Below are 11,678 nucleotides of genomic sequence, written 5' to 3'. Positions count from 1 at the left end.
TATTTGCGCAACTTATTTTACCTTATCTTCAAGCATACCCCTCCTTGGATTGTTTGCAAGACACACTGCATCCAGCATAGCCGATTTTTCCCTTCCTGCCAACACAAAGGACCGTGCGGCTCAGCCGCACGGTCCTTTGTGTCCTCCCACTTCAAAGCCAGTCGTCCACGACATCCCGCAGGGTGGCCGGTGTGACGGTATTGCGCCGGAGCAGCTCCATCAATGCGTCGATCCGGGTCACACTGACGGTGATGTGGGGGATGCAGGCCGTCTCCCCTTCTTCCCCCACCACCTTGACGCCGTAGCTTTCACAGGCGAAGCCGTCGCCCAATTCCATTTGGTCCACCAGGATATAATACGCGAAGGTATGGTTTGCTCCCGCCTCATCCTCCGTACGGCAGGTATCGACAAGCAGTTCCCTCATTTTGTGTACCTCCTCCCAGCGCTTCGGTTCGTAACTACATTATATAGTAATTTCCAGAATTTGCAAAGTGAATTCTATCGCATTCTTCGACACAATGGTCTTCATAATTTCTCAAATTTTGTTTTCTGTAAACCCATCTTTCAGATCTTGAAGTTTTTGGTCGAATCCAGTCGCTAACATTTTGATTTTTTGCCTATAATTTTGTATTGTTTTGTTTCTCTTCGCCTGCTATCATAGGCGCATACTGTAACACGAAGGAGGGTACGATGCGCTTTTTCCAACGGCTGGCCTCCATGCACCCGATCCCCCGCTATGTACTCACCCGCTGCGTGCTGCTGACCTGTGCGCTGCTCGCTTCCGCTCTGGTGCTTTTGGTATGGGCCGGCGGCTATACATATGAGACCGTATTGCTCTACGACTACGCAGAGCATTTGCAAACGATGGCTCTGATCGTGCTGGGTACCGGCCTGATCGGGGCAGTGCTTTTAGAGGACGTGCTGATCCGATAGTCTGAGGATATAAAACGGCGGCCCCCATACGGGGGCCGCCGTTTTATATCCGTTTTTACTTGCTTGCCTTGAGGGTGCGGATGGCTTCGATGAGCATGGGCGCGACCTTATAGAGGTCGCCGACAATGCCGTAGGAGGCCACTTCGAAGATGGGAGCGGACTCGTTCTTGTTCACCGCGATGATGCACTCGGAGTCCTGCATGCCCGCTTTGTGCTGGATGGCGCCCGAAATGCCCAGCGCCACGTAGATGCGGGGATGTACCGTCTTGCCCGTCTGCCCCACCTGATGGTCCGCGCTGATCCAGCCCGCGTCCACGCAGGCGCGGGACGCGCCCACGACGCCGCCCAGCACCCCCGCCAGCTCCTCCGCCAGCGCCAGGCCCTTCTCCACGTCCTTGCTGATGCCGCGTCCCACAGACACCACTACGTCCGCTCCGATCAGGTCCACCAGCTTCTTGGCCGCCTTCTTGACCTCCAGCACGTCCACATGGATATCCTCCCTGGACAGCTGCACGGCCACCTTCTCCACCACCGTCCTGGCGGCGCCCGCCTCGTCGTACGCCTGCGTCTGCATCACGCCGGGACGCACCGTGGACATCTGCGGACGGAACCGCGGGCAGATGATGGTGGCCATCAGGTGTCCGCCGAAGGCCGGACGGGTCATCTTCAGGTTGGTGTTCTCCTCGAACACCGTGTTGTCCACGTCGATGGTGGAGGTGGTCTTCAAAAACTCCTTGTACTTGGCCACGTCCACATCCAGGTGCGTGCAGTCGGCCGTCAGGCCCGTGTGCAGCCGGGCCGCGCACCGCGGGCCCAGGTCACGGCCGATGTTGGTGGCGCCGATCAGGAAGATCTCCGGCTTCTTCTCTTCCACCAGGTCGCAGATGACCTTGGTGTACGCGTCCGTCGTATAGACGTTCAGCAGCTCGTGGTCGCAGTAGTACACCTTGTCCGCGCCGTACCCGCCCAGCGCCTTCAGGTACTCCTCCTTCACGTTGTGCCCCAGCACAACCCCAGCCAGCTCCACGCCGAGGTCGTTGGCCAGCTTCCGCCCCTCGCTCAGCAGCTGGTAGCTCGTGCTCATGATCACGCCCTCGCGCTGCTCACAGAATACCCATACGCCCTTGAACGCCCCGGTGTCCTTGCTATTGAATTCAGCCATTTCCTGTCTCTCCTCTCTCTTAGATGATGTGCTTCTCGTCCAGCAGGCCCACCAGCTTGTCGACGGCGGCCTTGTCGGCCCCTTCGAGCATCATGCCGGCGCCTTTCACCGGGGGAGAGAAGGACTTATACACATTGGTCGGAGAGCCCTTCAGGCCGATGGTGTCCACGTCGATCAGCGGATCGTCCTTCAGCGTCTCGTAGTTGTAGACCTCCAGCGGCTTCTGATAGCACTCCATGATCCCGCCCACGCTCATATAACGGGCCGGGTTCAGCTCCTTCACGCACGTCAGCAGGCACGGCGTGGCCACCTTGATGGTCATGTACCCGTCCTCCAGCAGCCGCTTTACCGTCACCGACTTGCCTTCCACCGTGATCTCCGCCACGTAGGACACCTGCGGCACATGCAGCTTTTCCGCGATCTGGGGGCCGACCTGCGCCGTGTCCCCGTCGATCGCCTGCCGGCCGCAGAAGATGACGTCGTCCTCTTCCACCCCGATCTTCTTGATCGCCGCCGCCAGGATCTGGGAGGTCGCGTAGGTATCGCTGCCCCCGAACTCTCGCGCGGAGACCAGCACCGCCTCGTCGCACCCCATCGCCAGCAGCTCACGCAGCATCCCTTCCGCCGGAGGAGGTCCCATGGACACCACAACCACCTTGCAGCCCGTGGCGTCCTTGATCCGCAGCGCCGCCTCTACCGCGGCCAGATCGTCATGGTTGGTAATGGTCGCCATTGCCGCACGGTCCATGGTGCCGTCTTCCTTTACCGCCACCACCCCCGAGGTATCCGGGACCTGCTTGACACAAACGATTGCTTTCATATCGTATTTCTCCCTCCAGTTCCTTCTTAGTTCACGCCCAGGTTGGCAGAGATGACCATCCGCTGCACTTCGCTGGTGCCCTCGTAGATCTCCGTGATCTTCGCGTCGCGCATCATGCGCTCCACAGGGTACTCGCGGGTGTAGCCGTAGCCGCCGAACAGCTGCACGCACCGCCGGGTCACGTCGCTGGCCGTCTCCGCCGCCACCAGCTTCGCCATCGCCGCGTCCATGCTGTAGGGCTCGTGGTTCTGCTTCTTCATCGCCGCAGAGTATACCAGCCACTTGGCGGCCTCGGTCTTGGCATACATGTCGGCCAACTGGAACTGGGTGTTCTGGAACTGGGAAATGCGGCGGCCGAACTGGACGCGCTCCTTCGTGTACTTGATGGTCTCCTCAATGGCGCCCTCGGCCAGGCCCAGCGCCTGGGAGGCGATGCCGATCCGTCCGCCGTCCAGCGTCTTCATCGCGATGCTGAAGCCCTTGCCCTGCTTGCCCAGCAGGCGGTCGCCGGGGATCACGCAGTCCTCCATGATCAGCTCGCAGGTCGAGGAGCCCCGGATGCCCATCTTCTTCTCGTGCTTGCCCACCGAGAATCCCTTGTCCGTCCGCTCCACGATGAAGGAGGAGATCTCCTTCTTCTTGCGCCCCTTCTTATCCGTGGACACTCCGGTGATGGCGATGATGATAAACACGTTGGCATAGCCCGCGTTGGTGATGAAGATCTTCGAGCCGTTGAGCACCCAGTCCCCGTTCTCGTTCTTCACCGCGGTGGTCTGCTGCCCCTGGGCGTCCGTGCCGGCCCCCGGCTCGGTCAGCCCGAAGGCGCCGATCCACTCGCCGGAGCACAGCTTGGGCAGATATTTCTTCTTCTGCTCCTCCGTGCCGTTTTCAAAAATGGGCGCCGCGCACAGGGAGGTGTGGGCCGAGATGATAACCCCGGTGGTCCCGCAGACCTTGCTCATCTCTTCCACCGCCATGACGTAGCTCAGCACATCGGCCCCGGCTCCGCCATATTCCTTCGGAAAATAAATGCCCATCATCCCAAGCTTGGCCATCTTCTTTACCGTCTCCTCGGGGAACGCCTCGTTCTCGTCCACCCACTCGGCCAGCGGCTTGACTTCGTTCTCCGCGAAGTCCCGATACATCTTGCGGAGCATTTCATGCTCTTTGGACAGGTGCAGATCCATTTGTTGCCTTCCTCCTAGATATGTATTTCAGAACGGGCGGGCGGGAGCGAACTCCCGCCCGTCGTAATGCGTGCGGTCAGGGAACTGCGTCGTTCCCGGTCTTACTTGGAGTAATCGAAGAAGCCCTTGCCGGTCTTGCGGCCCAGCTGGCCGGCGCGGACCATCTTGCGGATGAGCAGGGAGCAGCGGTACTTGGGATCGCCGGTCTCCTTGTACAGCGTGTCCATGATGGCCTGGCACACATCCAGGCCGATCAAGTCGCCCAGAGCCAGCGGGCCCATGGGGTGGTTGGCGCCCAGCTTCATGGCCGTGTCGATGCCCTCTGCGCTGGCCACGCCGGTGTACAGCAGGTCGGCGGCCTCGTTGATCATGGGGATGAGGATCTTATTCACCACGAAGCCGGGGGCCTCGTTGACCTCCACGGGCTCCTTGCCGATCTCCACGGACAGATCCCGAATGGCGGCAAAGGTCGCGTCAGAGGTCTTGGCCCCGCGGATCACTTCCACCAGCTTCATCACGGTGGCGGGGTTGAAGAAGTGCATCCCGATGAACCGGTCCTCCCGCTTGGTCGCCGCGGCGATGGCGGTGATCGAGATGGAGGAGGTGTTGGAGGCCAGGATAGTCTCGCTCTTGCAGATCTTGTCCAGCTCGGCAAAGATGCTCTTCTTGATGTCCAGATTCTCGATGGCGGCTTCCACCACCAGGTCCGCGTCCGCAGCCAGGTTCAGATCGGTCGTGAAGCTGATCTTGCCGGTGATGGCGGCCTTGCCCGCCTCGTCCAGCTTGCCCTTGGCCACCAGCTTGTCCAGCCCCTTGTTCAGACGGGCCTCGGACGCCTGAATGATCTCGTCCTTGATATCACGGACCACCACGTCGAATCCCTTGCGGGCGAAGACCTGGGCAATATCCAGGCCCATCGTGCCGCCGCCGATCACTACGACTTTCTTCATATTATGTAACCTCCTTGTGTTTTGGGTGCGAAATTACTTGTTCTGGAAGTGCTTCTCCGCCCGCTTCTCCAAAAACGCGCCCATCCCCTCGTCCTTGTCCCGGGTGCCGCAGGTGACGCCGAAGGCCTCGGCCTCAAAGGAAGAGCCGGTATAGATATCGGTCTGCATGCCCTTGCGGATGCAGCGCTTGGACTCGCACACCGCGATCTGGGCGTTGGCGCAGATCGCTTCGGCCATCTCCATGGCCTTGCCCATCAGCTCCTCGGGCGGATAGACCTCGCTCACCAGCCCGATGGCCTTGGCCTCTGCCGCTCCGATGACCTTGGCGGTGAGAATCAGTTCCATCGCCTTGGAAATGCCCACGATACGGGGCAGACGCTGGGTCCCGCCAAAGCCGGGCGTGATGCCCAGGCCCACCTCGGGCTGGCCGAACTTGGCCTTCTCGCTGGCCAGGCGGATATCGCACGCCATGGACAGCTCGCAGCCCCCGCCCAAAGCGAAGCCGTTCACCGCCGCGATGACGGGCTTGCTCATATTCTCCAGCTTCAGGAACACATTGCCCCCGTGCACGCCGAACTTCTTTCCGTCGATGGAGGAGAACTCCTTCATCTCACCGATGTCCGCCCCCGCCACGAACGAGCGCCCCGCGCCGGTCAAAATCACTACGTAGATCTCGCTGTCCTGCTCCGCCTGATCGATGGCCGCGTCCAGGTCGGTCAGTACCGCGCTGTTCAGCGCGTTCAGCGCCTCCTGCCGGTCAATGGTCATTATGCCCACATGACCCTGCTTCTCCAGCTTCACAAATCCCATCTGTGCTGCCTCCTTACTTTCTGTACGGATTCCACAATATCTCGGCCCGTCGACCTATTATATCATGGGCAAAACGGCATGAAAAGCATTGTTTTTTTCCTGACGAACCGCTCGTTCGCTTTGTTATTTTTTTAACATTCCATACCTAAAATAGTATACCGCTTCTCTGTCAAACAGGCAAGGGGGCGTGCCGGAGAAATCCGTTAATTTTTTATCAATGATTATAGCAAAAATGCACAAAGCCCCTAAAAAAGGGCCCTGTGCATACCGGAAATATAGGCAAACTCTTCCGTTCGCTTTTTCATTCTAACGCAGCAAAGCGTTCTGCCCAGGCAGCTTGCGCGCCAGACTCCGGGCGCGTATCTCCGCTTTCCCGGTCCGCAGGCGAATCCGCCCTATCCTATCAGCCCGGACAGCCACTGGGCCGCCGGTAAGTACACCAGCGGCAGGAAGATCGCCGGGAGCATATTGCCTACGCGGATCTTTTCCTTGGGCAAGCCCAGCATATTGATCCCGATGCCCACGATGATCGTCCCGCCCACAGCACTCATCTCGGTGACGATTTCCGGCGCGATCCCCTGTCCCACCAGGGAAAAAATCAGGGTCAGCCCGCCCTGATACGCCAGGATGGGCAGGGCGGAAAACGCCACGCCGACGCCCATGGCGGCGGCAAAGGTAATGGATGTAACGCCGTCAATGACCGCCTTGGAGATGATAATATCATAATTGTGGTTCATGCCCGCCTCCATGGAGCCATTGATGGCCATGGCGCCCACGCAGAAGAGCACCGAGGCGTTGACGAAGCCCTCCACAAAGCGGTTGTTGCCCTCTCCCCGGATCAGCTTGCGCCGCAGCACCCCGCCCAGGCCGTCCATGCGCTTTTCAATATTCAGGCCCTCGCCGAGCAGGGTGCCAAGGACCATACAGATAATGACGCAGAGAGTATCGTTGGTTCTGATCATGTTGGAGATGCCGATGCCCAGGACGCATAGGCCCAGCGCGAACATCAGGCCAGAGGAAAAACGGGCGCTGATCCGGTTTTTAAAGATCAGCCCCAGAGCACTGCCCAGCAGCACCAAGATCACATTGATAACCGTTGCCAGCATACGTCTCTCCTCCACTTTTACACAGCAATGTATGAACGGCAGTATGATACGCTTTTTCTGCCTGTTTGTCAAACCGGCATTCCGGACAGCCCCTGCGAATAAGCTTGTAGAGTAAAGGGGGGCGCGCCTTGAAACTCGACCGCACATCCATGCTCTACGCTACCCTGGTGCTGACCGGCACCAGCCTTGCTTCCCAACTGCTGGGGTTTCTTTACCGTATCCTGCTCTCCCGGCTGATTGGGGCGGAGATCATGGGGCTTTATCAGCTCATCATGCCGGTCTATTCCGTGGTCATGTCCATCACTGCCGTCGGTTTGACGGTAGCGATGTCCAACCTGTCCTCGGAGTACCATGCCCTCGGCAACCGCCTGGCCATCGCCCAGGTGCTGCGCCGGTGCCTGGCGGCTTTTTTGATCCTGTTCTCTCTGGTGGCGGCGGTAACCGCTTTGCTCTATGACCCCATCTCCGTCTATCTGCTGGGAGACGCCCGCACGCAGCTGGGCCTGCTCCTGCTGCTGCCCTGCATCCTGCTTACCGGAGTGGAAAATCTGCACAAGCACTTTTTCTACGGCACCGGCAACATCCGCCCCCCCGCCGCTGTGGAGCTGTGCGAGCAGCTGATCCGCACCGGGGCGGTGCTGGGCCTGCTGGTGGTCTTTCTGCCCCAGAACCCGGAACGCACGGTGGGTCTGATCGTGCTGGGCATGATCTGCTGCGAGGTTTTTTCCGCAGCCGTGCTCTTCCTGCTGGCCCGGCGGCAGCTGAACCGGGCAGGCGGGCTTCCCGGCACGCCCCTGCGCCCACGTGCTCTGGACCGGCGCATTGCCGCCATCGCCCTGCCAATCGGCATGACCGCTCTGCTGGGCAATCTGATGGGCTCGGCCAACGCGGTGCTCATTCCCCAGCGTCTGGTCGCCGCGGGCGCCCAGGTCTCCGAAGCCATGAGCGCCTTCGGCGTGCTCTGCGGCATGACGATCCCCATGCTCTATCTGCCCACCGCCTTCATCGGGGCGCTTGGCCTGGTGCTGGTGCCCAAGCTGGCCGAAAGTACCGCCCTGGGCCGCTCGGGGCAGGTCCAGCGGCGGGTGGACCGCTCGATGCTGGCCACCTCAGTGCTCATCCTGCCCTGCATGGCCATTTTGGTGGTGCTGGGACCCACGATCGGGGTCTACCTCTTCCGGGAGCCCACGGTGGGTGAGTACATCCTTCCGCTGTCCGTAGGGGTGCTGTGTTCCTGCTATCAGTCGGTGCTCTCCGGAGCGCTCAACGGCGTGGGCCGGCAGAGCGCCGCCGCCCGCAACTCGATCCTGTGCGGCGTGGTGCAGTTGGGCTGTACCTTCTTTCTGATGGGCCTGCCGGGCGTTGGCCTGCGGGGATACGTGGCCGGGTTCGTGGCCAGCGCGGTACTGGGTATGCTTCTCAACTGGCTTCAGGTGCGAAAGGCAACGGGCCTAAGGCTGCAGATCTTCCAGTGGTGCACCGCGCCCGCCCTCTCCGCCGTATTGATGGCCCTGGTCGTCAATCTGCTCTTTCACGTCCTGCTGGACGCGGGCCTGGACGGCCGCTGGGCCGTGGCGGCCTGTATCGCCTTCGGAGCAGTGCTCTACCTGGCCGCTCTCCAGGCCCAGGGCGTGCACCTGCGCCGGCTCTTCCGGCTGCACGGGTAGGCAGAGGCATAGTTTACGGCGGCCGCTCCCCTTTGCAGGCGTCCGCCGGAGCACCGTATATAAAGAGGAGGGCCGCGGCAGACGCCGCGGCCCTCCTCCTGCTTTTCCGGCCCGCCGCTCCAGTACATCAGGCGCTTCCGGCCCGCATGACTTGTTCAGAAAGCCTCCCGGTCCTACGCTTCCATCAGCTCCCGCAGCAGCGGTTCGAATTGTACCCCCTCCAGCACCGGGGTCCCCAGCGCCAGGGTGTGCCGGGCACAGCGCTGGACGAATTCCACCGCCTTCCGGACGCCGGAGCACAGCGCTTCTCCCCGGAGCAGGCTGCCCAGCACCACGCTGGCAAACAGATCGCCCGTCCCCGGGAAGTGGGCCGGCTCCTGCCGGGCCATGGCAAACCCGGTCCGGCCATCCGCGGCGTCGAAGTATCCCGCGCCGATCTCTCCCCCGGTAAAGCTCAATCCGGTGAGCACCACCGACCGCCTTCCGTCCCGGCTCAGCCGTTCCAGCCAGGCCCGCGCCGCCGTCTCGCTCCCTGGTGCGTCGGCATACTCCTCCCCCAGCAGCAGGGCGGCCTCGGTCAGGTTTGGGGTAATCACATCGGCCAGGGCGGCCAGTTCCCCCATCGCGCGGCACATATCGGGGGTGTAAGTGCGGTAAGGTCTTCCGCCGTCTCCCATCACCGGGTCGCACAGCACCACGGTATCCGCGCCCCGAAAGCGCTCATAAAACCGGCGGATGGCGGCGATTTGTCCCGCCGAACCGATAAAGCCGCTGTAGACGGCGTCCAGCGCTACGCCCAGCGCGGCCCAGTGCTCCTGCGTCTGCTCCAGTTCCCGCGTCAGGACCAAAAACGCCGCTTTCCCCAGCTCAGGAAACGCTGTGTGCGCGGAGAGATAGGCGGTGGGCAGCGGGCAGCACTGGGCCCCCATGGCCGAAAGCACCGGCAGCGCCACGGTCATGGAACAGCGGCCAAATCCTGAAATATCCTGAACGGCGGCCACCCGTGGGGCTCGTTTCATGGCGGCTCCTCCTTTTTCGTCGTCTGATCGCCTCTCATTATAGCCGTTTCCTCGCCGGAGCGCAATTGACTTTTTCCCGTCGGGATGGTAAACTGAATATTAATCTGCGCAGGTATGGCGGAATTGGCAGACGCGCGGGATTTAGGTGCTGTCCCCTTAGTGAAAGATTTCATCACCTGCGCAATACCTGCTCATCCGAAACAATGGAATATGCGCCTGTGATGGAATTGGTAGACATGCGAGATTTAGGTGCTGTCACCTCAGTGTAAGAATTTCCAATCAACCAAGCAAAAGCGGGCGTGGCCTGTTTTTATAGACGCGGATCAAGCGCAACGCTCCGCCTCGGGCATCCCCTCCCCGAGTAAAAGTAGAGGGCAAAACTGAATATGCGGGTATGATGAAATTGGTAAACATGCTGGATTTAGGTTCCAGTGCCGCAAGGCTTGTGGGTTCGAGTCCCACTACCCGTACCAAGCGCTGCTGGCATCCCAGCAGCGCTTTTCTATAATCTCATTGTCAAATTATAGGGCATAGTGTAAGATAACTATGATCAGAGAGAAGGTGTTATTTGATGGAAAAAAACTTGGACCATTTGACCTCCGAGGAAATTGAGACTTTAATGCAACGATATTATGCTGGTGAGTCTGTTTCCAAATTAACAAAAGAATATGGCATCTCTGTACGTAGTTCAAACCTATACAAGTTATTTCCACCGGAAGTTTTCCCTAATTACATTTGTGAGTATTGCGACGAGCCTTTAGTAATTAATCGTCCATCAAAAACCATGAAGAATCTCCCAAAATATGAGCGAGACTTATACTGTCCAGTCTGTGGGCACAAGCCGTTTCAAACTCATTGTAATTGCGAAAATTGCCAGGAAGAAGAAAGAAATCTTCAAATGGAGCGGCTGCAGCAGATTGAAGAAGTATATTCCAAGCCACGGACACCAGTCGATTTCGCATCTCTTTCTTTTGAAAACAAAGTGTTTTTAGGCGCTATTTGTAGAGCTTTACTCAAAGAAAACCTTTATGAAATTGCACCATTTTCTAATTCGGAAGTAATTTTGACGCCTACGGACATTTTACGCAAGAAGCTATACTCAAGCTTAATTCACAACCAAGTCATAGCGGTGAGTCCGCAATCTCCGTTGGATGCGTTTGATATCGATAGTGAAGATTTTCCAAATACCTTCTATACCTATAGAGTCACCTATTTCTTAAATCTAATTTTCCCAGCAAATAAGCAGGATCTATTTACCGAAATATTAGACCCCAGTTACTATTGCCCGGAGAATGCAGACGAAGCAGTTATACTGTGGAAGGAGATTGCAGTTGCTGAATGTATAGAGTATTTACAGTATCAATTAGACAAAGTAAACTTTGAATTTACCCCAGGTGAGAAGACTTATAAAACATTTGATATCATTCTAAATGACTTTTCTGTATCACAAATTTATGGAATTATTTGGCGTGCGGTGGCTGATGCATCGAAACTGTATCTTGAGAAAGGAATTAGTAAAAAGCATGCGGCAAACAGTGTTATTGGAGCCTGTGAGCGATATGCCGAGCGTGCAAAAATTAATGGGTGGGATTTAACGCAGTACAATCGCATTAAGGATCTACCCCAAAGCGTACTCTCATTATTCTATTTTAATCGTGTACTTGGCATTGGTGAAATGGGATTTAGGGTTCCTCCAACAATTGTTTAAGCCTACCAATTTCCTTTTAAGTATTCCATGGAAATATCATCGATTTCTTGCTCTAACTTTTAAAATTTTTCCTGTAACGCAAAAATATGGGCGTCGAGTATTGGTTCCTCGGCGCCCATATTTCAGTTTTCCGCCATATAATTACTATTCCTCGGAGGAATACTCTTCTACCAGATTGATAAGGTAAAATAAGTTGCGCAAATATAAAAGAGGATAAAAAGAGACATGGTTTGCAGAACTCTGGTAGAATGAAGTTGCGACACACCATTCTGAAAGGAGTCTGTAAACCATGTCCGAGAAAATTGTACAACTGAAC

At 57.8% G+C, this 11,678-nt stretch carries 11 protein-coding genes and 1 tRNA gene; 4 read left to right on the top strand and 8 right to left on the bottom strand.

The window, feature by feature from the left end; all coding sequences use genetic code 11:
- Positions 1-151 precede the first annotated feature (151 nt).
- On the bottom strand, positions 152-424 hold the full coding sequence (locus MR825_RS06385) for a DUF6514 family protein (RefSeq protein ID WP_287879610.1): 273 nt from the start codon (positions 422-424) through the stop codon (positions 152-154).
- Positions 425-690: 266 nt separating this feature from the next.
- On the opposite strand from MR825_RS06385, the gene MR825_RS06380 reads away from it, so the two are divergent.
- On the top strand, positions 691-933 hold the full coding sequence (locus tag MR825_RS06380) for a hypothetical protein (protein ID WP_186908073.1): 243 nt from the start codon (positions 691-693) through the stop codon (positions 931-933).
- Between the two features lie 55 nt (positions 934-988).
- Here the strand turns inward: MR825_RS06380 and acrA are convergent, their stop codons facing one another.
- The 6 genes from acrA to MR825_RS06350 form a co-directional block, all read right to left on the bottom strand.
- Positions 989-2,095, bottom strand: coding sequence for an acryloyl-CoA reductase electron transfer subunit beta (gene acrA, locus MR825_RS06375; protein WP_186908072.1), 1,107 nt, complete (start codon positions 2,093-2,095; stop codon positions 989-991).
- Between the two features lie 19 nt (positions 2,096-2,114).
- Positions 2,115-2,915, bottom strand: a complete 801-nt coding sequence (acrB, locus tag MR825_RS06370) for an acryloyl-CoA reductase electron transfer subunit gamma (RefSeq protein ID WP_186908071.1) — start codon at positions 2,913-2,915, stop codon at positions 2,115-2,117.
- 26 nt (positions 2,916-2,941) lie between these two features.
- A complete protein-coding gene (locus MR825_RS06365; protein WP_186908070.1) occupies positions 2,942-4,102 on the bottom strand; it encodes an acyl-CoA dehydrogenase in 1,161 nt (386 codons plus the stop codon).
- A gap of 101 nt (positions 4,103-4,203) precedes the next feature.
- Positions 4,204-5,052 carry a 3-hydroxybutyryl-CoA dehydrogenase gene (locus MR825_RS06360; protein ID WP_287879608.1) on the bottom strand — a complete coding sequence of 283 codons (849 nt, stop codon included), beginning with the start codon at positions 5,050-5,052 and terminating at the stop codon, positions 4,204-4,206.
- A 33-nt stretch (positions 5,053-5,085) separates the two neighbouring features.
- Positions 5,086-5,862, bottom strand: a complete 777-nt coding sequence (locus MR825_RS06355) for an enoyl-CoA hydratase-related protein (RefSeq protein ID WP_287879606.1) — start codon at positions 5,860-5,862, stop codon at positions 5,086-5,088.
- Between the two features lie 395 nt (positions 5,863-6,257).
- Positions 6,258-6,968 carry a DUF554 domain-containing protein gene (locus MR825_RS06350; protein ID WP_186908067.1) on the bottom strand — a complete coding sequence of 237 codons (711 nt, stop codon included), beginning with the start codon at positions 6,966-6,968 and terminating at the stop codon, positions 6,258-6,260.
- Between the two features lie 128 nt (positions 6,969-7,096).
- On the opposite strand from MR825_RS06350, the gene MR825_RS06345 reads away from it, so the two are divergent.
- Positions 7,097-8,635, top strand: a complete 1,539-nt coding sequence (locus MR825_RS06345) for a putative polysaccharide biosynthesis protein (RefSeq protein WP_287879602.1) — start codon at positions 7,097-7,099, stop codon at positions 8,633-8,635.
- Positions 8,636-8,808: 173 nt separating this feature from the next.
- On the opposite strand, the gene MR825_RS06340 is transcribed toward MR825_RS06345, so the two are convergent.
- Positions 8,809-9,654 (bottom strand): pyridoxamine kinase, encoded by an 846-nt coding sequence (locus tag MR825_RS06340; protein ID WP_287879600.1) that lies wholly within the window; start codon positions 9,652-9,654, stop codon positions 8,809-8,811.
- 388 nt (positions 9,655-10,042) lie between these two features.
- Here MR825_RS06340 and MR825_RS06335 point away from each other — a divergent pair.
- Positions 10,043-10,127 (top strand) — tRNA-Leu (locus MR825_RS06335).
- Between the two features lie 98 nt (positions 10,128-10,225).
- Entirely contained in the window at positions 10,226-11,362 is a 1,137-nt protein-coding gene (locus MR825_RS06330; protein ID WP_186908065.1) for a hypothetical protein, read from the top strand.
- Positions 11,363-11,678: the final 316 nt, after the last annotated feature.

It is taken from the genome of Lawsonibacter sp., from assembly GCF_022777125.1.
In the GTDB taxonomy this organism is placed as follows: Bacteria; Bacillota; Clostridia; order Oscillospirales; family Oscillospiraceae; genus Lawsonibacter_A; species Lawsonibacter_A hominis.
Note: the sequence above shows the minus strand (reverse complement) of the source record. Positions and strands in the feature narration are given on the sequence as shown.

Excerpts from the sequence above, each read along its gene's own strand:
- MR825_RS06385 (WP_287879610.1), bottom strand. The coding sequence starts at position 424 with ATGAGGGAACTGCTTGTCGATACCTGCCGTACGGAGGATGAGGCGGGA.
- MR825_RS06380 (WP_186908073.1), top strand. The coding sequence starts at position 691 with ATGCGCTTTTTCCAACGGCTGGCCTCCATGCACCCGATCCCCCGCTAT.
- acrA (WP_186908072.1), bottom strand. The coding sequence starts at position 2,095 with ATGGCTGAATTCAATAGCAAGGACACCGGGGCGTTCAAGGGCGTATGG.
- acrB (WP_186908071.1), bottom strand. The coding sequence starts at position 2,915 with ATGAAAGCAATCGTTTGTGTCAAGCAGGTCCCGGATACCTCGGGGGTG.
- MR825_RS06365 (WP_186908070.1), bottom strand. The coding sequence starts at position 4,102 with ATGGATCTGCACCTGTCCAAAGAGCATGAAATGCTCCGCAAGATGTAT.
- MR825_RS06360 (WP_287879608.1), bottom strand. The coding sequence starts at position 5,052 with ATGAAGAAAGTCGTAGTGATCGGCGGCGGCACGATGGGCCTGGATATT.
- MR825_RS06355 (WP_287879606.1), bottom strand. The coding sequence starts at position 5,862 with ATGGGATTTGTGAAGCTGGAGAAGCAGGGTCATGTGGGCATAATGACC.
- MR825_RS06350 (WP_186908067.1), bottom strand. The coding sequence starts at position 6,968 with ATGCTGGCAACGGTTATCAATGTGATCTTGGTGCTGCTGGGCAGTGCT.
- MR825_RS06340 (WP_287879600.1), bottom strand. The coding sequence starts at position 9,654 with ATGAAACGAGCCCCACGGGTGGCCGCCGTTCAGGATATTTCAGGATTT.
- MR825_RS06330 (WP_186908065.1), top strand. The coding sequence starts at position 10,226 with ATGGAAAAAAACTTGGACCATTTGACCTCCGAGGAAATTGAGACTTTA.